Origin of the sequence: Marisediminitalea oceani, assembly GCF_003731635.1 — a bacterium.
In the GTDB taxonomy this organism is placed as follows: Bacteria; Pseudomonadota; Gammaproteobacteria; order Enterobacterales; family Alteromonadaceae; genus Alteromonas; species Alteromonas oceani.
Genome location: NZ_RCUA01000016.1, coordinates 6,159 through 26,557, shown reverse-complemented (window position 1 = coordinate 26,557; position 20,399 = coordinate 6,159). Strand labels below are relative to the sequence as shown.

Below are 20,399 nucleotides of genomic sequence, written 5' to 3'. Positions count from 1 at the left end.
CTGCTGCAGCAGAGCGCCCCGTTGTTTGAGTTAATTAGCCCGCTGTCAGCGCCTTTGAAGCCGCAACCTTAGTGGGATTAATTTCTTCACTCGGGTAGCAACCCAGCACCTTCAGGTAACGGGTGATGCGCTTAAGCTCAATCAATGCGCTCTGTACCGGCCCATCCTGAGTGTTCCCTTCCACGTCAATATAAAATAACTCTTCCCATGGGTTACCCGGGATCGGACGGGATTCCAGTTTGGTCATGTTGATGTTGTTTTCCTTGAGCACCATCAAGGCCTCAACCAGAGCCCCCGGCTTTTGCACGGTTGACATAACAAAAGTGGTTTTAGCCGGTACCTGTAAAGGCACTACTACCGGCTGTTTGGCCACCACTATGAAACGGCTGTGGTTTTCTTTCTGGTTAGCCAGGTTCGACTTGATGGCAAACAGGCCATACAGATTACCGCCAGCTTCACTGCCGATAGCCGCCACATCGTCACGATTCAGCTCACTAACCTTTAACATGGCCGAAGAAGTGGCATCCATGGTTTTTACTTCAACATTGCCCAGTTCGGCCAGGAAGTGACTGCACTGAGTGAACACCTGAGGGTGTGCATAGAGCGTTTTGATGTTGGCCAGCGTGGTTTCTTTTGCCACCAGCAGGGAATGCTTGATAGCGTGAGTCAGTTCGCCAATGATGCTTAATTCGGTATTCTGCAGTTGGTCATAAACCTCGTTAATGCTGCCTGAGGTGGTGTTTTCTACCGGCAGTACTGCATAGTCAGCTTCGTTGTTTTCTACTTTACCCACTACTTCGCGGAAGCTCTGGCAGCCCAGCTCTAACAAGTCGCCAGGGCGACGGGAAAAGTATTTCTGGGTGGCCAGGTAGCTGTATGAGCCGCGATCACCTAAAAACGCTACACGGTTAAGGGGCAGGGCGCTGCCCGGGTTGGCCCGTTCGGCCAGCATCGCCTGCTGGTTGAGTACTGAGTCTTCAATGATCACATGAAAAATCTGCGTGATGTAGTGGGCATCCAGTCCTTTTTGCTGACCTTCTTTAATCAGCCGAATGAGCAGTTGCTCTTCCCGCGCCTGATCGCGCACCGGAATATGGTGTTTAATTTTGGTTTCAGCAACCTGGTTGGTCAGGCCGCGACGTTCAGATAACAAGCTGAGTAGCTCGGTATCCAGCGCAGTGATGCGCTCTCTAATTTGATCTAATTCAGGGGCAGACATAATTTCTCTCTTAACACTTCAGGCAAAAAAAAACCTCCCGTAGGGGAGGTTTGTTCGCACGCGCTACGTATCCTCCCTCAGATGAAGGTGATAAACACGAAGAAGCGAGCGATGATGTTCGGATTACATAATTTCATACCGGTACTTTATTTCGCCACTGGCTGACTGTCAACCCATTTTTACGCGTGAGGTAATATTATTCATGGGCAGTTCTTGACAGAGTTAGTCGCTTAACAAAGCGGCCAACATGGTTCTCACTTCCGCCGGTTCAAAGGGTTTGTCACACAAAGCATTCACGCCGGTTTGCTGAATGTTGGCCATATGAACACTGTTAGCGGCTTCGGAAGTCACCATAATAATAGGGATATGGGATGTTTCCGGATTAAAACGAATAAACTCCGATAATTCACGGCCGTCCATCTCTGGCATGTTGTAATCGGTAACCACCAAATCAAATTGCTCATCTTTAATCAGCGTAAGGGCCATGGCGCCATTTTCTGCCTCTTTAATTTTTTGCAGGCCCATGCCTTCCAGTACCCGGCGAATATGATTTCTGGCCAGCTTACTGTCATCTACCAACAGGACGCGAACTTCATGGATGTCAAACAGGTCGAGTTCGAGTTCGTCGGTGTTGAGCAAATCCAGGCTGGCATTCAGTGCCCGGTGCAAATGGATGGTTTCAAAAGGTTTCGGCAGGATAGCGGCTACGCCGGCTTGCTTAAATTCTTCAAGCTTGCTGGTGCGCGACTCACTGGATACCAGCATAAACGGAATGTGCTTGTAGGAAGCATGTTCTTTGGTAAATTTGAGTAAATCCAGCGCCGTGCCGTCTTCAAAATACATGGCGCTGACAATCAGGTCGGCACCGTGCAGCTCTACCAGTTTTCTGGCCTCAGCAATATTGGCTGCAGTGTCGATTTGCTTCACGTTTTCTTTGGTGAGCATGCCGGAAATAATCTTGCGCTGTGTATCGGAAGGCTCTACCAACACGATATTCAGGTCTGAGATTGATAACTTTTCCATTCAAATTCTCTTTATTGTTTATTCTGGTTGTTATTCTGTTGGGCTATGAGGCTTGTACTAGCCTCCTGCCACTTTGGATTTGATACCCTGCTGTTCGAGTAATTGCTGAATTTTATCCCGGGCGTCAGTTTGCAGCTCAATGGTGCCGGCCTTAACCGCGCCACCACAGCCACATTTTTTCTTCAGTACAGTACATAGCGCTTTTAATTCATCAGCATTTTGGTCGAGCCCGGTAATAATAGATACCCCTTTACCTTTGCGACCTTTGGTCTCGCGCTGAATACGGGCGATTCCATCTTTATTAACCGAGCGGGTATCCGCAGCTTGCCGGGACTGATCGACTTTACCGCCATCAGTGCTGTAAACGAGTCTCGAATTTTGCATACTTTGCTGTAACTCTTTAAAACTGGACTACAATCAAATAAGCCGAAGTGGTTGTAACAACTTATTCTGCAGTGGATAAATTAACGCGTTGCTAGTATTAATAGTAGCAAACGCCAGTTGTGAGTGGGAGCACAAATGAGTATAAAAGCTGAAGTTGTCAATGATTCGACCTTCAACATTAAAATTGGTGAGCGGTTCGACTTCTCGCTGGTCACCGAGTTTCGTAATACTTACGAGGATCTCGACCCCCGGGTAAACCAAATCGACATTGATTTATCGGCCACGCAGTATATGGACAGTTCGGCTCTGGGCATGTTGCTGAATATGCAAAAAGTGCTGGCAGAACGCCAGTTAACCTACCGAATCCTGAATACCCGGCCGCAAATTGCGCGGATCCTGCAGATTTCGCGATTTAATAAAAAGTTTGATATTCAGTAAAAACGAGTAGTGGCCTCTGCATGGTAAAAATCCTGATAGTTGATGATGAAGAGATCAACCGCATTATGCTGCGGGAAATACTCAGTGAAGCAGGCTACAGTGATTTTATCGAAGCCGGCAATGGCCGCGAAGCAGTTGAAGTTGCCCGGCAGCATAGGCCGGATATTGTTTTGCTCGATGTTATCATGCCGGGGATGTCGGGCATTGAAGCAGCCCCGCAAATCAAAGCTTCGTCACCGGATTGTTATTTACCTATCTTGTTTATTACCAGTCTGGATGATGAACAAAGCCTGGTAAAATGCCTGGAAAGCGGCGGCGATGATTTTATTTCCAAACCCTTTGAGAAAATCATCCTGCATGCCAAGGTAAAAGCCCATGAGCGAACCCGGCGGCTGAGTCTGGAAATTCAGGATAAAAACCAGTCGCTCACCTATTTCCAACTGGAAGTGGAAAGAAATCACCATATTGTTGAGCATATATTTGATAATGCCATTGGTCGCGATGCGATAACTACGGATTACTTCGATTTTTATACTCAGCCCGAAGCGCAATTTAACGGCGACCTGTTTTTGTGTGAGCAAAGCCCGTCGGGCGGCGTTTATTTGTTTATCGGCGATTTTACCGGCCATGGTCTGGCGTCGGCGATTGGTGCTATACCGGTGGCCCAGCTGTTTACGGCCATGACATTAAAAGGCCTGGCTGTGGGCGAGATGGCCTCCAGGCTTAATCGTTTGCTGATTAACTTATTACCCGCGGATATGTTTTGCGTAGCCAGCATCCTCGAGATTCATGCTAATGGCAAAAACTTTACCTTGTGGAGTGGTGGCTTGCCCAGGCTGGCGGTGAAAACTCCTGAACAGGAAATTCGGCTGTTAATTGAGCCTCAGCATATGCCGCTGGGTATTCTCGAAGAGCACGAATTTGATAACCAGACACAGTATTTTGAAACCGAGTGGGGCGATACATTATTGCTCTACACTGATGGCCTGATGGAGAGTCATCATAAAGAGTTAGGGATGCTTGGTGAAGAAGGGGTGGAACAGTGGTTTACCCGCAACAGCCAGGTAAATGCCCAGTTATTGGTCGATAAGGCAGAACTCTATCGCGCCGGTGCGGCGGCAGAAGATGATATTACAATTGTCTTGTTCAAGAGCCGGCCATTCCAGTTTAAACTTCCTGAGCTGCTGGCTGAGCCGATCCCGTTTAATCTGTCTTTTCATTTAACCGCGCAACACATTAAAGACGCGCAGGTGATCGACCAGGTCGTTGCTATCGTAAACAGTATCCCGGGTCTGGCCGCGATACGTTCTGAGCTGTTTACCGTTATCACCGAGCTTACCAATAATGCTATTGAACATGGCATTCTGGGCTTATCATCAGACCTGAAAGCCGAACCGGAAGGGTTCATTGAATATTATGAACAGCGCAGGGAAAGGATTGAGCAGCTGGAGCAGGGCGATATCTGGATCACAGCGCAGCGGCTGATGCCAGATAACGTGTTGGAAATTAGTATGCAGGATAGTGGCCCTGGTTTTGACACTGCATCGCTTAATAATTGCGAAGATGAAACCTTTGGTCGCGGTTTCGTCCTTATAAGAGAATTATGTCAGTCCTTACAAATATCCAATTCTGGCAAGCAAATCAAAGTGATACTACCCATCACTCCCGTTATTGATGATGCCGATATCCCCAGTTAGGTTAAGTGCTACAAAACGCAGGATTAACGAGAGATTTCCTGGCTCAGTTCGCGGTCAAATTAATGAACTAATGGACAATAGCAAAGTGGAGTAAAGCATGTTGAAATCCATCCTGAATTTGTTTAAAGATTCACCAGAAGACAGCCAGAGCCCCCATCAGGTGGAGATAGCTACAGCGGCATTACTGAGTGAGGTGGTCAGAGCAGATAGCCTGTCGGATGAGCGTGAATTGGCTACACTTAAGCAATTAATTCGCGAAAACTTTGATCTGACTGAAGAAGAGATAACAAATATTGTCAGTGTGGGTGAAAAACGTTCTGAAGAGGCCGTAGATTTAGTACAGTTTACCAAAGCATTAAATGAGGGAATGAGTGCAGAGCACAAGGAGCGGGTGATGAGAGGGTTATGGCAGATTGCTTACGCAGATGCAACGCTGAGCCCGGATGAAGAACATATAATACGTAAGATTGCCGACCTGCTTTATATTCCACATAGCCGTTTCATTAAGGCCAAGCTGGAAGCGCAATCTACGAAATAAGATAATGATGAGATAACCTTTATAATGTTCAGTAGTATCCGAACGGCGATGGCCGTGATATTGAGCATCGTTGTGATGTCATCTTCAACATGGGTGCTTTGGCTCGCTGTTGCTGAACATGAAGAGCTATTTCTCGAATCGCAGAAGAACAACCTGTTCGCGTTAACCCGTAATATGGCAAACGATCTGGTGCCCTACATGGAGCAGACAGAGCGGGACAGTTTTGCGCTGAGTATCGTCTTGTTGAGGCTGGAGCCCTACAACAATGTGATTAATGCCACCATTTATGACAACGAGTATAACCAGGTTGAACATTACGTAGGGCGTGGCGCACGTCGTACTGAGCAGGGGTTACAGGACCCGCCGATTGACCCGTCTGTTTATGAACTGGGAATTAACATTGAACAGGGCAAGCTGATTAGTCTTGAACGGATTGGTGAACAGGCATTCCCGGTTGGTTATTTGTTGATCGTAAATGATCTGAACACCAGCCTGTCAGAAAGCCGCCGTTCGTTAATTTTCAGAACAACACCCTGGGTGGTACTGCTTCTTACTGCGACCATCTTCCTTTCTTTGATCATGCTCCGGCGCTCATTTAAGCCGCTGGAGCTGTTATCCCGGTTTACTCAGATGGTTATCGATTCCAAGGATTACACCTCCCGTCATGATGTGCAGGGTACCTCTGAAATCAAACGCCTTGGTGAACATATCAACCGCCTGATGGCGACCATAGAAGATGAATTATCAATAAACCAACAGCAAACTCAAACACTGATGGAGCAGCAGGTCACCATGACCCGGCTGGCCAACTTTGACAGCCTGACCGGTTTGCCAAACCGGCAGTTTGTAATGGACACGATTCGGATTGAACTGTCCCGGGCGAAGCGAGCAGACAGCGACCTGATCCTGATGTTTTTCGACCTTGATGGCTTTAAGGGTATCAACGACTCCTTAGGACATGAAACCGGCGATATGATCCTTATCGAAGTAGCTGAACGGGTGAAAGCCATTCTTCGTGACGGTGATATTCTCGCCCGGCTGGGGGGCGACGAGTTTTTAATCATCCCGGATCGCGATGTTACCGAGCTGAATATGGCCACCGTATCGGAGCGGGTGTTGTCGGCATTTGTAGAACCTTTCAAACTAAAAGGCCTGTCGCTGAGAGTTGGCGTGAGCATTGGCGTGGCAAAAGCCCGCGAAGCCGGTTATGACCTCAGTCAACTGGTGAGTAATGCCGATCTTGCGATGTATCGCTCAAAAGCGCGGGGGCGGGGTGTTTACACAATATTCAGCCCTGAGATGTCGGAGTCTCATAAGCGGAAGATCCTGATTGCCAACAGCATTGAGGCGGCGATAGAAGAAAACCAGTTCAGCTTATATTATCAGCCTAAAATTAACCTCAATGGCGAGATAGATTCGCTTGAAGCGCTTATTCGCTGGCACCACCCTGAGCTGGGGCCGGTTATGCCCTCTGAGTTTATCCTGGTTGCCGAACAGGCGGGTAAAATTACCGCTATCACCCAATGGGTACTTAATCAGGCCAGTAAAGAGCTGGCCGAGCTGATGAGCATTTATTCACCGAAAATTCGTCTGGCAATAAACCTTTCAGTGCACGATTTGCGCCACAGCGAGTTATTTGACTGGATATATAATGCCTTTCAGGCTCATTCAGTTAACCCGGAGAACGTCGAGTTTGAGGTGACTGAGTCTGCCTACCTGGATAACTTTGAGACCAGCGAATCCTTATTTAAGCGCTTACACAATCTTGGTTGTACCATCGCGCTTGATGACTTTGGTACCGGCTATTCGTCGCTAAGTTATCTGACCCAGATTACGATAGATACCCTCAAAATTGACCGTCAGTTTGTGATGGAGCTGGATACCTCTGAACGCAGCCGGTTGGTGACCATCTCGATTATCGATCTCGCGCGGCGACTGTCACTGAAGATTTGCGCCGAAGGTGTGGAAACCATTTCGCAGTGGGAATATCTCAAGGCATTAGGCTGCGACACAGTACAAGGGTACCTGTTCAGCAAACCCCGGCCACTGGCCGACATTAAAAACCAACCGGACTATCAGCGTCAGGCTGGTTAGCTACTGCACAGAGCTACGATAAATCACCTTTATATCTTCCGGTAATGGCGTGCCCTCCGGCAGATACCCTATGGTGTTTGTTGATGACTCTATCATTAAAATCAGCTCATTGATGCTGTCTGCGGTTTCTGGCCGTTGTTGCCGACCGCTGAAGCGCATTTGAGCCCAGTATGCCTGGATCCGTGACTCGGTGAGTCCGATAACCCTGATATTAAAAATAGAGCGGGCCATTTCGCCCGGCGACAGTGCTATGGGCGTTACGTCTGGCAAAGCCAGGTTGCCCATAAACAGGTTTCTCAATTGCGACTTACTGATAGTATTAATGGATGAGTCGCGATGAGTAACAACCATCACGTGGTCATTACTATTAGCGTGAGCCATAATACTGTTTACTAACAGACAGGTAATAAGGAGTAAGCGCTTCATCAGAATACCCACTCCAAAGCCACCTGGTAAAGCGTGGCAGAATTGTCGAAGTTGGCATTTTTAACTTCAAAAAAGGCCCGTTGCTGACCTTGTCCACGTAAGAAAGAAATGTCGCCTTTGATGGCAAAGTGGGCATTAAAGTCGTAGCGCATGCCAATGGCAAGACTGTTCAGGGAATCACGATTAAACTGGTCAAATATCGATTCATATGTTGTCGATAATACGTCTAACTCAGGTGAGAGACCCAGGGGGATCTCGTTAGTAGGCTCCGGATATGAAACCGACGATGTCGCCAGAGTTAAATGGTAAGTCATGGGGGGGCTGTAAATGCCGGCTGTCAGGTAGGCGCTAAGCATGTCCGGAAATGCTGATGGTTCACCCACTAGTTTCATCACCTCTGCTTCCATAAAATAGTCAAAACTGTGATAAGACAGCCCGGTGGTTAAGACTTCTACCTTCCCTACAGGCGATAGTGAATCAGCTGACACGCTGTAGCCGACTGCACGAAGTATCGATATAAAGTCGGTAAGCTCTTGCAGAGTGACATCGATATCCCCACGGTGAAAAGCCAGCGTAAACTGGAGATTCTGACGATTTATTCGCCCAATAATACCATGCAGGTTAGTTACGTCAGGCTTAACTTTTACATCGGCAATTTCGTATTCATCATTGTAACTGCCCCAGTACGCTTCAATGGATGCCTGAATGTCTTCGTTACCAAACCGGTAATTAACATTCACCCCCTCATAGGTAGGAAACAGTACTCCGTTATAGAGCTGTTGTGGTGGGTTTATCCAATGGTAAGCAAAACCCACATTGCGCACGTCGGAATAGTGAAAAAAAGGAGTACGTTGTTTTCCGGCACGGATCTGCCAGTTGTCGTTAAGTTGGTAGGTCAGGTATAACCACTCAACACCGGACTCCAGGGCAGAGTTACTATGAGCCAGTAATTGCGAGGTAACGCTGAGTTTATCTGTCGCCTGCCAGTCAATCTGCAACGCAGCCAGTGACTGACTGTCAAATTTAGTCTCATCGGTATAATCAAGATAAGCGGCATCACCGGTATCCAGATAACCGCCAATAACACGGCCGAAGCCGGACACTTTAAAACCGGAAGCGAGCTCCACGTCTGCCTGACTTGCAGCGGGAACGACCATAAAAAGGGTGCTAAGCAGGCAGACAACAGGAGATAAATGCTTTTTAAACCACATTATCATTTACCAAACATACTAATGCATTAAAAGTAATCCAAGCCTTGGGTTTTCACAAGTTTACACGCGGCTTTATTTGCTGCATGTGCATGGCTGCGAGCCTTGAAATAAGCTTAGTGGCTTTACCGTCATTACAAAAACGCTGCAAAGTGAGCGGGCTTTTCTTACAAAATACTGTTGCTTAATGGCAACAAAAAAGTGTTATCAGAGCGCTGTAATGTCGCCAGCGTTGAGGTAAGTAATTGAAAATTAATAAAAATAACGTTTTGGTACGAGTTCTGCTCTAGTCAGATGACATAACCGAATAAAGACAATAAGCGGAGACAGCCATGCGTACTATTATTCTGGCCTTAGCAGCGGTAACCACCTTTTCAGCAGCAGCGATTCCAACCAGTCAGGAATTCATGGAAAAAATGGACTCAGACGACGATGGATTTATTACCCTGCGTGAAGCGGTAAAAAACACCGATTTGTTGCGCGAGTTTGGTGACATTGACATCAACGAAGATGGCAAAATCAGTGAAGCCGAATTAATTAGCTCAGATTATGGTCGTGAAGTACTGTCGCTGTCAGTGTGAATCCGCGTTTTGCAGCCATTTAGTCCGGTGAATTTGCCAAATAGGCGTTAACACGTTGTCGAACTCTCAACGCTATGCGATGCTTGCGTCACGTTTAATTGATAGTGGTTCGCTCTTGCGTTTAGGGTCGTTACGTCAGCTCATTATTGGCAGCTTTTTAGTTGCCCTCATCCCATTGGCCGCCTTGTTGTGGCAAAGTCACACTGACTTAACCAGAGTCAGCCGGATGACAATTGATGAAACTCAGCAAATCGCGGGGATCGTCTCTAAAGTGCAACAACTCGAAAGTGCCAGTGTGGTGCTTGAGCGTGCTCTGCGCCAGTACCAGGTACTTAAAAACGACGTCGCGGAACGGTTGGTACAAAATGCCCTGACGCGCTTTGATGAACGCTATGCGGCACTATGTGATGCTGAAGTGAGCGTAGATGGCTGTGAATCGGTTAATACCGTTTTGGCAGAACTTAAATCCTTTACGGCATTTACCAGCGAGGCCGATTTAACGCCCGGGCTTGGGCGATTACGCACAGCGCTGGTGGATGTCCATGAAAGTGTTGATGATGCCATTGAGGCGCGCTTAACTTTACAACGTCAGGACGTGGCGGACATGCAGGCACAACAGTCCTGGCTGAGCGCATTGTTAGTGTCGGTATCGCTGGCGCTGATTTTGTTAGGCAGTCAGCTGGTTATCAACCCGGTGCGTAAGTTAAAATTAATTATCCGCATGCTTGCCAGACAACAGGGCCGATTACCCCCGCTGTCGACCAGGGCTCCAAAAGAACTGGTGGGTGTAGAGAAAGATCTTCACTGGCTGGGTGAGCGCCTGGCGCAGCTGGAGCATATTCGCACTGCGCTGCTAAGACACGCCGCTCACGAATTAAAAACCCCGTTAGCGAGTATAAAGGAAGGGTGCGCATTACTTACCGATGGCACGGTCGGGGCATTATCCGAACCCCAGCAAGAGGTAATGAGTTTACTGGCCAGCAGTACGTCGCGGTTAAACACGTTGATTGAGAAATTGCTGGATTACAATCTGCTGTTGCAGCAAGCCCAGGCCAGTTTTACCCGCGTGGATGTGGACCAAATGGTTAGTCAGTGTATCGAAGATTATCAATTGGCCTTGCAGAACCATAAATTAGCGGTGAATATTGAAGCCAGCACGATCACCGCAGACGCTGAGCTGTTGCGCCGTATATTCGATAATTTGTTGTCTAATGCGGTGGCTCACGGCGCGTTAGACAGAACCATTTATATCCGGGTGACTGTTGAAAATGATACCGCGCTAATCGATGTAGCGAACCACGGTAGCAAAATACCGCCGGAGAAAATTAATAATTTATTTGAACCCTTTGTGCGGGGTGATGGTGTCCGGAACGATAATGTAATCGGCACCGGACTGGGATTGTCCATTGTGGCCGATTGCGCCAGGATCATGCACGGAGAAGTAAATGTGATCGATGTCGATTACGCCGAAGTTTGTTTTCGGGTTGTAATCCCTCAGCAGGAAGACCAATAACAATGAAGCACTTTGCTGCCCTGAGTGCAGCTCTCATTTTAACCGGTTGTACGTTAACACCGGACAAGGAACCGCAGACTCAGTCTGACAACTATCAACCGGCTGTAGAGTTGACCAATGAAGATTGTGTGTTTGAGTCAGACGCGCAGTTAGATCCGGCCCGCTGTGATTTAAGCTTCTGGCTTGATTACTGGGCGCAGGTCGATCAGATGACCTGGCCAAAACGGGAATCACTAATTGAGCAGCTCGGGGATGCCCCGGATATGTTGTTGCAAAAAGTGATTTTATCGCAGCCGGTTAATACACCCTACAAAGCCAGATTGCGCGCTCAGCACTGGTTTGAACAACTGCTGCCGGCGTTATCGCCAGCCAATCAGCAGCGCATGAAGGCGATTATTCATAAACCGAGTGAACACATGCTGGAGTTTGAGTCGGCAGTGACATTGCTTAGCAAAATGAATAACGGCCAGGATAAAACCATTAAGGCCCAGGAAAACCAAATTAATGAGTTAAAAGCCCAGCTTGAGGCATTACTCAATATCGAATCAAACCTGATGAGTCAGGAAGAGGAGACACAGCAGTGAGTGATAACGCAGAGCAGCCATCGCATATTCTTTTGGTCGATGACGACCAGAGCCTGTTACGCTTAATGACCATTCGTTTGCAAAGCGAGGGGTTTCAGGTAACCGCGGTTGAAGATGGTCAGGCAGCCCTCAAAAAAATTAACACCGGCACCTTTGATCTGGTGTTAAGTGACCTGCGAATGCCGGGGCTGGACGGCCTCAGTCTGTTTGAAGAAATTATGGCCATTCGTTCTGATATTCCGGTAATACTGATGACCGCCCATGGCACCATTTCTGATGCCGTTGAAGCAACTCAGCGCGGCGTATTTGGCTTTTTAACCAAGCCGGTAGACCACGATAAATTACGGGATTTGCTGGGCAAAGCGCTGCAACATTCAAAAGCTGCCGAGCCGGGTGAGTGGTGCAAGGAAATTATTACCCGCTCACCCGATATGTTACATGTCCTCGACCAGGCTTACCGCATTGCCAAGCGGGAAGTCAGTGTACTGGTTACCGGCGCCAGCGGTACGGGTAAAGAACTGTTGGCCAATGCCATTCATCGCGCCAGCGACCGTTCGGATTACCCGTTTGTGGCGATTAACTGTGGTGCGCTGCCGGAAAACCTGCTGGAATCAGAGTTATTCGGTCACGTAAAAGGCGCATTCACCGGCGCTGTTACCGCTAACCAGGGCCTGTTCAGAGAAGCTCACGGCGGCACCTTGTTCCTCGACGAAATCGGCGATATGCCCATGACTTTGCAGGTGAAGCTATTACGTGCACTGCAAGAACGTCAGATCCGCCCGGTGGGTAGCAGTAAGTCGGTGGATATAGATGTTCGGGTGATTTCTGCTACGCACAAAGATTTACACAAGGAAATGGAAGAGGGCAGTTTTAGGGAAGACCTGTTCTATCGCCTGAATGTGGTTAATCTTAAATTACCCGCACTTAAACAACGCAGTGAAGATATTCCGCTGCTGGCCCGCAGCCTGCTTAAACAAAGCGCTGAGCGCCACGGTGTAAAAGTGACCCAGTTTTCAGAAGATGCCATGCAGTTACTGGTTAGAAGTGACTGGCCGGGTAATGTGCGCCAGTTGGTTAACGTGGTGGAGCAGTGTGTGGCCCTAACGCAAACGCCTGTGGTGCCACTGCATCTGGTCGAGCAGGCCCTGTCTGCTACTCGCCAGAGCTGGCCAACCCTGACCGAAGCCCGCGATGCCTTTGAACAGAAATACCTGTTTAAGTTGCTGAAAATGACTGATGGCAACGTTACCCGTGCAGCAGAACTGGCCGGTCGTAACCGCACCGATATGCACAAGCTGATGAAAAAACATAACCTCGACGCCGGCGACTTCCGCTAGGCTGAATTATCTGGTCACGCCGGGGGACATTGCTTTCTCCGGCTTTCCGGGTCCGCCATCCGGTAGTTAATAAATCGTAAACAGCGCCCATTTTTGGGTTGGCAAAGTGAGTCAGTCGTGGGATAGTGTGTCGATATTGGACGATAACTAACTTTTGACCGCTAGTGATGGAACCACGTATTAAAATCTGGATTATTGTAGCAAGCTTTATTGTTATTGTTTGTGGGCAGCCTGCCCAGGCTCAGGCAATGAAAGAATCACAGATTGTCACCCGGTTAAATGACATCATCCGCGCGAAAAATACGCCCGCCAATCAGCAAATCGACCAAATTAATGAATTACTCGCCAGCGCCAATGCATTGCACGCTGACGCAGTCGAAAACGCTATTCTGGCTTATAAGCTATTAATTACGGCCGAACAGGAAAACTTTGAACCGGTTCGCAGCATGGCCGATGAAGTGCTGACCACAGCTGTCAGACGTCAGGATTATCGTTCACAGGCTTTTACCCTGCGGGCTAAACTCCGCTATCAGGCCATCGCTTCCCCCGATGACGTTGAGTCTAGCAAGCAACAGTTGCTTGGCCTGCTATCACGTCGTTTATCCGATGAAGATAAAGCACAAATCTTATTTGATATTGGTCTGGCAGATATTCAGACCGGCAATGTCATGTCGGCGCTGGAGTACTTTAATCAGGCGCAGGAAGCGTTCTGGGCACAGAGTAACTACGTTAGCTGGCGTGAAGTGGTGAATCAGCAAATTGAGTTACTGGTAGCCATGCAGTGGTTTGACAGGGCACTGGAGAAAGTGACTAAGTTAGTCGACTTTTCAAAAGATGTTGGTGGCGAAGCCGGTTTAGCGTTACACGATAAGTTACTGGCCATTATGGCAGCAGATAATCAGTGGCAGGACATGGAGACGGTTGCTCTGACGCTACTGGAAGAAAGTGCGGAAAGTGGCAGTATTAAAGGGCAGTTTATTGCTGGCTACTGGCTTATGCATGTTAATGTGCAGCAACAGAATATGGATCTGGTGGTGCGCTGGAACCGTAAAATCGAAGACTGGCTGGAACAACACCCGCAACTGGTTGCACCTAAACTTTATACCCTGAACAAGATTACCTATCTGATTGAATCCGGTAACCTGTCTGCAGCGAAGGCATTGCAGGAGTCGGTAACCGATGACAGCGACGAAGGCGTGTTACTTTCCTATCTGACAACCCGCCAGCATTTACTCAATCAGGTTGGCCTTGCCGCAGCAAACAACAATATCGCCGGTATTACATCTGCCTATGAAGAGCTGATTGCCTGGATGGACGCCGAGCGCAGCCGAGTGTTAAGCCTCACCATGGATCAAATCTCGCAGGATTTTGCGGCCATGCAGCGGAGCACTCAACGGGAAATTCTGTCGCTTAGTCAAACGCTCGAAAGTGAGAAAGAAGCGGTAGGCAAAGAAGCCACATTTAATAACCTGTTAATTGTTATTGTTGGCTTACTGATGGGCATCATCGCCGTTTTAAGCTACTTCTATATTCGTCTCAAAAACCAGAAGCAATCTTCACGTCGCCGGCGCAGTTCGCGCTCGCGTACTTAAAGGTTGATCAGAATAGCTGGCTCTGCAGGTCATCCTGGCTGGGAGCAAAGTGGAGTGCTGGCAGGGCAGAATCCGGAAAACGCTGATTATAAGCAGCAATAAACTGCTGAGCCAGCCAGGGGGCGTCCTGATTGTCGGGACGATGAAAGAATAAATAGCAGGATTTACCCTGTTCCCGCCATTGATGACATTTAACTATCCAGGGTTGCAAACAAGCTGCATTGTCCTGATCGTTATTGTTACCCACAAAGCGCATCACCGGTTGTTCGGCGGTAGCAATAACATTAACGGGCACCCGTGGTTTTTTGGTACGTACTTCCGCTGTCAGCGCACTATCCTCTGACCCGGTGAACAAAGCCCGGGTATCCATTATCACGCGGTTAACGCCATGCGCCATGAGCAGCCTGTTGAGGGCTTTTTCTTCTTCTCCTTTCGCAAAGAATGCCAGATGACGAACCTCAACGGCATAGCTGAAAGCTGGCGATAAACGTTTGAGGAATGACTCCAGCACCGGTAGCTGAGCAGGACCGAATCCGGCGGGTAACTGCAGCATTACCTGGCCCAGCCGATGCTCTAAGCGGGCCAGCAGGTTAAGTTGCTCCGTTACCAGGGTGTCGCAATGTTGTAAGCTGCTTTTGTGACTGATGTCACTATGAAATTTAAAGGTGAAGCGAAAGTCTGTTGGTGTTGCCGCTGCCCAGTTATCCACGGTTTGAGGTGAGGGGAGATGATAAAATGTGGTATTCCCCTCAACACTGTTTAACTGCCTGGCGTAATCGGCCAGTTGCGTGCCGGATCGGTTAGCAAACCAGCGTTTTGGCCAGCTGCTGTGCTGCCATTGAGGAAGACCGATAAAAACAGGGCCTAATGTGCTTGTTGAGTGGATATTTGTCATTGGGCTTTGGGTAGCATTTGTTTATACTATGCGGCCTTAAATTTAAAACATAACAGACGCGTTGGCGGTCATTATCCTCATGCCGGTAAAGCAGGTAAAGGAATAATCAGGTGATTATCGGTAGATTCAGGTCGGTATAGCCAGCACCTTCACGCAACGACAAAATAGCTAACAAAGTAATTAGGGGTCGAAGACCATGCGCACAGATTACTGTGGGAAAATTAACGCATCTTATATTGGACAAGAAGTCACGCTGTGTGGCTGGGTAAACAAACGCCGCGACTTGGGTGGCCTGATTTTTATCGACCTGCGCGACCGCGAAGGTTTAGTACAGGTCGTTTTTGACCCTGATTTACCTGAAGTGCAGGCGCTGGCCAATACACTGCGTGCCGAATTCTGTATCAAGTTAACCGGTACGGTGCGCGCTCGTCCTGAAGGCCAGGTAAATAAGCAAATGACCACCGGTGAAGTGGAAATTCTTGGTACTGGCCTGGAAATCTTTAATAAGTCTGCCGTGTTACCACTGGACTGGAACCAGGAAAACTCTGAAGAGCAGCGTTTGCGCTATCGTTATCTTGATCTGCGTCGCCCGGTAATGAGCAACAAACTGCAGTTTCGCGCCAAGGTGACCGCAGCAGTACGCCGTTACCTTGAAGGCGAAGGTTTTCTGGATATCGAAACCCCAATCCTTACCAAAGCTACGCCGGAAGGGGCTCGTGATTATCTGGTACCGAGCCGTACCCACAAAGGTGAATTCTTTGCTTTGCCGCAGTCACCACAATTGTTTAAGCAATTGCTGATGATGTCGGGCATGGACCGCTATTACCAAATCGTTAAGTGTTTCCGTGACGAAGATTTACGTGCCGATCGCCAGCCGGAATTTACCCAAATCGATATCGAAACCACCTTTTTAGGTGCCGATGGCGTAATGGCTATTACCGAAGGTCTGATCCGCGATTTGTTTAAGCAAATGCTCGATGTGGACTTAGGCGACTTCCCGCAAATGACCTACGCCGAAGCGATGCAGCGCTTTGGTAGTGACAAGCCGGACTTACGTAACCCGCTGGAACTGACCGATGTGGCAGACTTGCTGGCCAACGTTGACTTTAAAGTGTTCAGTGGTCCGGCTAACGATCCGAAAGGACGCGTTGCCGCTATCCGCGTCCCGGGCGGTGCGTCGCTGTCGCGTAAGCAAATTGATGAGTACACCAAGTTTGTTGGCATTTACGGCGCGAAAGGCCTGGCCTGGGTTAAAGTGAACGAAAAAGCTAACGGCCTGGATGGTTTACAGTCGCCAATCCTTAAGTTCCTTAACGCTGAAATCGTTAATGAAATTCTTGCCCGTACCGGCGCTGAAGATGGCGATATTCTGTTATTTGGCGCTGATAATGCAACGGTTGTTACCGAAGCCATGGGCGCACTGCGCCTGAAGCTGGGTGAAGACTTTGAGTTGCTGGAAGGTGAGTGGCGTCCGCTATGGGTGGTTGACTTCCCCATGTTCGAAGAAGCCGATGGTCAGTTGCACGCGCTGCATCATCCGTTTACTGCGCCGCGCAACTTAACCCCGGAGCAACTGGCAGAAGCGCCTGCTACCGCTTTGTCTGATGCCTATGACATGGTGTTAAACGGTGTTGAATTAGGCGGTGGTTCGGTACGTATCCACGACCAGACCATGCAATCGGCAGTGTTCAGCATTCTGGGTATCGATGAAGAAGAAGCCGAGCTGAAATTTGGCTTCCTGCTGGAGGCGCTGCGCTACGGTGCACCACCACACGCTGGACTGGCGTTTGGCCTCGATCGTCTGGTGATGCTGATGACCGGCGCTACGTCTATCCGTGATGTGATGGCGTTCCCGAAAACAACCACTGCCGCTTGTCCGCTAACCGATGCGCCGAGCCCGGCTAATCCGCAGCAACTGGCCGATTTAGCCATCGCAACAGTGAAGAAAGACGCCGAATAATGGCTTATAAGCGTCCCGAGTCGGTCCTGGTTGTGCTCTACAATGAGCACAACCAGGTGCTTATTATGCAGCGCAATGATGATGCAGATTTCTGGCAGTCGGTGACCGGCACCATCGAAGAAGGCGAGCTGCCGCTCGCCACAGCCTACCGTGAAGTCGCTGAGGAAACCGGCGTTGTGCTGTCTCCCGAGTCAGGCGACATTATTGATTGCCAGCATATTAATCAGTATGAGATCCGCCCCGAGTGGCGCTACCGCTATCCCCCCGATGCCTTTGTAAACACAGAATACGTGTTCGTGGTACAAATCAGCAGTCAGGCACCGATCATTTTAACCGAACATTCCGCTTACGAATGGGTAGAAAAGTCCGTTGCGGCAGAGCGTGTTTGGTCACCTTCTAATCAAGCTGCCATTCTGGCATTTGTACCTGAGTCAAAATAATGGTAATACTGGGTATAGATCCAGGTTCTCGCGTTACCGGTTATGGTTTAATCCGTCGGCATCAGGGCAAATTGCATTATGTTGCCAGCGGTTGTATTCGTTTAACCGATAAACCACTGGCGCCGCGTCTGGACAAAATCTTTATTGGTGTGAGTGAGTTAATCGAGCAGTTTAAACCAGGTTGCCTGGCCATTGAGCAGGTGTTTCTGGCCCGTAACCCGGACTCAGCGTTAAAGCTGGGCCATGCCAGGGGAGCGGCGATGATTGCCGCAACGCAGGCCAGTTTAAATGTGTCAGAATATTCCGCGCGGCAAATAAAGCAAGCCGTGGTAGGCACTGGTGGTGCAGATAAAACCCAGGTGCAGCACATGGTTAAACACTTGTTAGGGTTATCCGGCACGCCGCAGGCCGATGCGGCCGATGCGCTGGCAGTAGCATTGTGCCATGCCCACAGTGAGCAAAACCTGGTGAAGTTAGCCGGGCAGGCCCGTAAAACTGTGCGTGGCCGGTTGCGGTAAACGCCTCACAGCAGGCAAAGCAAAAACGGAGTAAAAGAATAACATGATTGGACGTATTCACGGCCAGCTATTGGAAAAAGTACCACCAGATGTGTTGGTAGATGTGGGCGGTGTGGGTTATGAGCTGCAACTGCCCATGACCAGTTTTTACCAATTACCAGCAGTGGGAGAAACCTGCACCTTATATACGCACTTTGTGGTGCGTGAGGATGCCCAGCTGCTATTCGGTTTTGCCGATAAACTGGAACGTGGCCTGTTTCGTGAACTGATTAAGGCCAATGGCGTGGGGCCAAAACTGGGACTGGCCATTTTGTCAGGAATGTCAGCCAAGCAGTTTTTACAGGTGGTTCAGCACGAAGATGTAACTTCGCTGACCAAGCTGCCTGGTATCGGTAAGAAAACTGCAGAACGATTAGTTGTAGAGCTACGCGACCGGCTTGCTAAGTTTACTCAGAATCTGGAAACTTCCGGCAGTGAACTGCTTGTTGCTGGCGGTATCGACAATGGCGGCGAAAACGCTATTGTGGCACTCAGCGACGTAAAAGAAGAAGCCATGAGCGCATTGGTGGCGTTAGGTTATAAACCGCCGCAGGCAAGCAAAATGGTGAATGCGGTGTATCAGGACGATATGGATAGCGAAGCCCTGATCCGACAGGCGCTAAAAGCCGCTCTGTAAACGCCAGGCAGTAGCGAAGTGAATTCAGCAATAAATATCAGCAGTGATAGAGAGAACAATAAATGATTGAAGCAGACCGTTTAATATCTGCCAGTGAAAGCGACGAAGATGCCGTGATTGACCGGGCGATTCGGCCTAAGCTGTTGCAGGATTATACCGGGCAACAACATGTCTGCGATCAGATGGAAATCTTCATTGAAGCTGCCCGTCGTCGTGAAGACGCGCTCGATCACCTGCTGATTTTTGGCCCGCCGGGACTAGGCAAAACTACACTGGCTAACATCGTGGCCAATGAGATGGGTGTCAATATTAAAACTACGTCCGGGCCCGTACTCGAGAAGGCCGGGGATTTGGCGGCACTGCTGACTAACCTTGAGCGCAACGATGTACTGTTCATTGACGAAATTCACCGCTTGAGCCCGGTGGTGGAAGAGATACTCTATCCGGCCATGGAAGACTATCAGTTAGACATTATGATTGGCGAAGGGCCGGCAGCCCGCTCCATCAAGTTGGACTTACCCCCTTTTACCCTGGTAGGCGCGACCACCAGGGCTGGCTCACTAACTTCACCGCTCAGAGACCGGTTTGGCATTGTTCAGCGACTGGAGTTTTATTCGGTAAAAGATCTCACCGACATCGTTGCCCGCAGTGCTCATTACATGCAACTGGAAATGGACGAAAGCGGTGCATTTGAAGTGGCTAAGCGGTCTCGTGGTACGCCGCGTATTGCCAATCGGCTGCTACGCCGGGTGCGGGACTACGCTGAGATTAAATCTGATGGTACGGTGAATGGTCAGGTAGCTGCTGCCGCACTGGATATGCTCGATGTGGATAAAGAAGGCTTTGACTACATGGACCGCAAGCTGCTGAATGCGATTATCGAAAAATTTGATGGCGGTCCGGTGGGCCTGGAAAACCTCGCTGCGGCCATTGGTGAAGAAAAAGAAACCATAGAAGACGTTATTGAGCCCTTTCTTATTCAACAGGGTTTCCTGCAGCGCACCCCGCGCGGGCGCATCGCCACCCAACGCGCTTATCTGCATCTGGGATTTCAGGTGGGCGGCTAAATTGCTGCCCAATAAAACCAGAGTCTGATTTTAATCAATATTTAATTTGCCAGCGTATCTACTATAACGATGACAATATCGTATCAGTGGAGGATAGCGAATGAACGCAAACGTGGGTGGCATAGATAAAGTTAATACCAATTCGCATAGTAGTTTGCCCACTCAGCAAGACTGTCAGGCTTTCTGGCTAGGCTTGGTTGCACAGGTTT

At 49.0% G+C, this 20,399-nt stretch carries 20 protein-coding genes; 14 read left to right on the top strand and 6 right to left on the bottom strand.

Annotated elements, in window-relative coordinates; translation table 11 throughout:
* Positions 1-34 precede the first annotated feature (34 nt).
* From pheA to D9T21_RS05945, 3 genes are all read right to left on the bottom strand, one after another.
* Positions 35-1,219: a prephenate dehydratase gene (gene pheA / locus D9T21_RS05955; protein WP_105936070.1), complete on the bottom strand. Its 1,185-nt coding sequence runs from the start codon at positions 1,217-1,219 to the stop codon at positions 35-37.
* Positions 1,220-1,441: 222 nt separating this feature from the next.
* Positions 1,442-2,242, bottom strand: coding sequence for a response regulator (locus D9T21_RS05950; RefSeq protein WP_123324161.1), 801 nt, complete (start codon positions 2,240-2,242; stop codon positions 1,442-1,444).
* A gap of 57 nt (positions 2,243-2,299) precedes the next feature.
* Positions 2,300-2,626, bottom strand: a complete 327-nt coding sequence (locus D9T21_RS05945; RefSeq protein ID WP_123324160.1) for an SUI1 family translation initiation factor — start codon at positions 2,624-2,626, stop codon at positions 2,300-2,302.
* Between the two features lie 135 nt (positions 2,627-2,761).
* Here D9T21_RS05945 and D9T21_RS05940 point away from each other — a divergent pair, with 135 nt between their 5' ends.
* The 4 genes from D9T21_RS05940 (at position 2,762) to D9T21_RS05925 (ending at position 7,393) form a co-directional block, all read left to right on the top strand.
* The gene (locus tag D9T21_RS05940) at positions 2,762-3,064 is read left to right on the top strand and encodes an STAS domain-containing protein (RefSeq protein WP_105936067.1); all 303 of its coding nucleotides are present in this window, start codon (positions 2,762-2,764) and stop codon (positions 3,062-3,064) included.
* A 20-nt stretch (positions 3,065-3,084) separates the two neighbouring features.
* Positions 3,085-4,761, top strand: coding sequence for a fused response regulator/phosphatase (locus D9T21_RS05935; RefSeq protein ID WP_123324159.1), 1,677 nt, complete (start codon positions 3,085-3,087; stop codon positions 4,759-4,761).
* Between the two features lie 97 nt (positions 4,762-4,858).
* Positions 4,859-5,299: a tellurite resistance TerB family protein gene (locus D9T21_RS05930; RefSeq protein WP_123324158.1), complete on the top strand. Its 441-nt coding sequence runs from the start codon at positions 4,859-4,861 to the stop codon at positions 5,297-5,299.
* A gap of 75 nt (positions 5,300-5,374) precedes the next feature.
* Positions 5,375-7,393: a putative bifunctional diguanylate cyclase/phosphodiesterase gene (locus D9T21_RS05925; RefSeq protein WP_241155640.1), complete on the top strand. Its 2,019-nt coding sequence runs from the start codon at positions 5,375-5,377 to the stop codon at positions 7,391-7,393.
* Here the strand turns inward: D9T21_RS05925 and D9T21_RS05920 are convergent, their stop codons facing one another.
* Complete coding sequence (locus D9T21_RS05920) at positions 7,394-7,819, bottom strand: hypothetical protein (protein ID WP_123324156.1); 426 nt, start codon at positions 7,817-7,819, stop codon at positions 7,394-7,396.
* Positions 7,819-8,976, bottom strand: a complete 1,158-nt coding sequence (locus D9T21_RS05915; RefSeq protein ID WP_164464588.1) for a TonB-dependent receptor — start codon at positions 8,974-8,976, stop codon at positions 7,819-7,821. The genes D9T21_RS05920 and D9T21_RS05915 overlap by 1 nt, the downstream gene beginning before the upstream one ends.
* Positions 8,977-9,359: 383 nt before the next feature.
* Here D9T21_RS05915 and D9T21_RS05910 point away from each other — a divergent pair, with 383 nt between their 5' ends.
* The 5 genes from D9T21_RS05910 (at position 9,360) to D9T21_RS05890 (ending at position 14,634) form a co-directional block, all read left to right on the top strand.
* The gene (locus D9T21_RS05910) at positions 9,360-9,608 is read left to right on the top strand and encodes an EF-hand domain-containing protein (protein ID WP_105936062.1); all 249 of its coding nucleotides are present in this window, start codon (positions 9,360-9,362) and stop codon (positions 9,606-9,608) included.
* 55 nt (positions 9,609-9,663) lie between these two features.
* On the top strand, positions 9,664-11,121 hold the full coding sequence (locus D9T21_RS05905; protein WP_241155639.1) for a sensor histidine kinase: 1,458 nt from the start codon (positions 9,664-9,666) through the stop codon (positions 11,119-11,121).
* Between the two features lie 2 nt (positions 11,122-11,123).
* Positions 11,124-11,705 (top strand): hypothetical protein, encoded by a 582-nt coding sequence (locus D9T21_RS05900; protein ID WP_123324153.1) that lies wholly within the window; start codon positions 11,124-11,126, stop codon positions 11,703-11,705.
* Positions 11,702-13,042, top strand: a complete 1,341-nt coding sequence (locus tag D9T21_RS05895; protein ID WP_123324152.1) for a sigma 54-interacting transcriptional regulator — start codon at positions 11,702-11,704, stop codon at positions 13,040-13,042. Before D9T21_RS05900 ends, D9T21_RS05895 begins: the two co-directional genes overlap by 4 nt.
* A 248-nt stretch (positions 13,043-13,290) precedes the next feature.
* A complete protein-coding gene (locus D9T21_RS05890; protein WP_164464587.1) occupies positions 13,291-14,634 on the top strand; it encodes a hypothetical protein in 1,344 nt (447 codons plus the stop codon).
* Positions 14,635-14,641: 7 nt separating this feature from the next.
* Here D9T21_RS05890 and D9T21_RS05885 read toward each other — a convergent pair whose 3' ends face one another.
* Positions 14,642-15,529, bottom strand: a complete 888-nt coding sequence (locus D9T21_RS05885) for a DUF72 domain-containing protein (protein WP_123324150.1) — start codon at positions 15,527-15,529, stop codon at positions 14,642-14,644.
* 196 nt (positions 15,530-15,725) lie between these two features.
* On the opposite strand from D9T21_RS05885, the gene aspS reads away from it, so the two are divergent.
* The 5 genes from aspS to ruvB all read left to right on the top strand — a co-directional run bounded on the left by aspS (position 15,726) and on the right by ruvB (position 20,190).
* Entirely contained in the window at positions 15,726-17,489 is a 1,764-nt protein-coding gene (aspS, locus tag D9T21_RS05880; RefSeq protein WP_123324149.1) for an aspartate--tRNA ligase, read from the top strand.
* Positions 17,489-17,929: a dihydroneopterin triphosphate diphosphatase gene (nudB, locus tag D9T21_RS05875; protein ID WP_123324148.1), complete on the top strand. Its 441-nt coding sequence runs from the start codon at positions 17,489-17,491 to the stop codon at positions 17,927-17,929. The genes aspS and nudB overlap by 1 nt, the downstream gene beginning before the upstream one ends.
* The gene (gene ruvC / locus D9T21_RS05870; RefSeq protein ID WP_241155643.1) at positions 17,926-18,447 is read left to right on the top strand and encodes a crossover junction endodeoxyribonuclease RuvC; all 522 of its coding nucleotides are present in this window, start codon (positions 17,926-17,928) and stop codon (positions 18,445-18,447) included. The genes nudB and ruvC overlap by 4 nt, the downstream gene beginning before the upstream one ends.
* 43 nt (positions 18,448-18,490) lie before the next feature.
* On the top strand, positions 18,491-19,123 hold the full coding sequence (gene ruvA, locus D9T21_RS05865; protein WP_123324146.1) for a Holliday junction branch migration protein RuvA: 633 nt from the start codon (positions 18,491-18,493) through the stop codon (positions 19,121-19,123).
* A 62-nt stretch (positions 19,124-19,185) separates the two neighbouring features.
* Positions 19,186-20,190: a Holliday junction branch migration DNA helicase RuvB gene (gene ruvB / locus D9T21_RS05860; protein WP_123324145.1), complete on the top strand. Its 1,005-nt coding sequence runs from the start codon at positions 19,186-19,188 to the stop codon at positions 20,188-20,190.
* Positions 20,191-20,399 lie beyond the last annotated feature (209 nt).

Coding starts and splice junctions, on each gene's coding strand:
- aspS (WP_123324149.1), top strand. CDS start 15,726: ATGCGCACAGATTACTGTGGGAAAATTAACGCATCTTATATTGGACAA.
- D9T21_RS05935 (WP_123324159.1), top strand. CDS start 3,085: ATGGTAAAAATCCTGATAGTTGATGATGAAGAGATCAACCGCATTATG.
- D9T21_RS05890 (WP_164464587.1), top strand. CDS start 13,291: ATGAAAGAATCACAGATTGTCACCCGGTTAAATGACATCATCCGCGCG.
- D9T21_RS05920 (WP_123324156.1), bottom strand. CDS start 7,819: ATGAAGCGCTTACTCCTTATTACCTGTCTGTTAGTAAACAGTATTATG.
- D9T21_RS05945 (WP_123324160.1), bottom strand. CDS start 2,626: ATGCAAAATTCGAGACTCGTTTACAGCACTGATGGCGGTAAAGTCGAT.
- pheA (WP_105936070.1), bottom strand. CDS start 1,219: ATGTCTGCCCCTGAATTAGATCAAATTAGAGAGCGCATCACTGCGCTG.
- D9T21_RS05925 (WP_241155640.1), top strand. CDS start 5,375: ATGTCATCTTCAACATGGGTGCTTTGGCTCGCTGTTGCTGAACATGAA.
- D9T21_RS05885 (WP_123324150.1), bottom strand. CDS start 15,529: ATGACAAATATCCACTCAACAAGCACATTAGGCCCTGTTTTTATCGGT.
- D9T21_RS05950 (WP_123324161.1), bottom strand. CDS start 2,242: ATGGAAAAGTTATCAATCTCAGACCTGAATATCGTGTTGGTAGAGCCT.
- D9T21_RS05910 (WP_105936062.1), top strand. CDS start 9,360: ATGCGTACTATTATTCTGGCCTTAGCAGCGGTAACCACCTTTTCAGCA.
- D9T21_RS05915 (WP_164464588.1), bottom strand. CDS start 8,976: ATGGTCGTTCCCGCTGCAAGTCAGGCAGACGTGGAGCTCGCTTCCGGT.
- nudB (WP_123324148.1), top strand. CDS start 17,489: ATGGCTTATAAGCGTCCCGAGTCGGTCCTGGTTGTGCTCTACAATGAG.
- ruvB (WP_123324145.1), top strand. CDS start 19,186: ATGATTGAAGCAGACCGTTTAATATCTGCCAGTGAAAGCGACGAAGAT.
- D9T21_RS05930 (WP_123324158.1), top strand. CDS start 4,859: ATGTTGAAATCCATCCTGAATTTGTTTAAAGATTCACCAGAAGACAGC.
- D9T21_RS05940 (WP_105936067.1), top strand. CDS start 2,762: ATGAGTATAAAAGCTGAAGTTGTCAATGATTCGACCTTCAACATTAAA.
- D9T21_RS05900 (WP_123324153.1), top strand. CDS start 11,124: ATGAAGCACTTTGCTGCCCTGAGTGCAGCTCTCATTTTAACCGGTTGT.
- ruvA (WP_123324146.1), top strand. CDS start 18,491: ATGATTGGACGTATTCACGGCCAGCTATTGGAAAAAGTACCACCAGAT.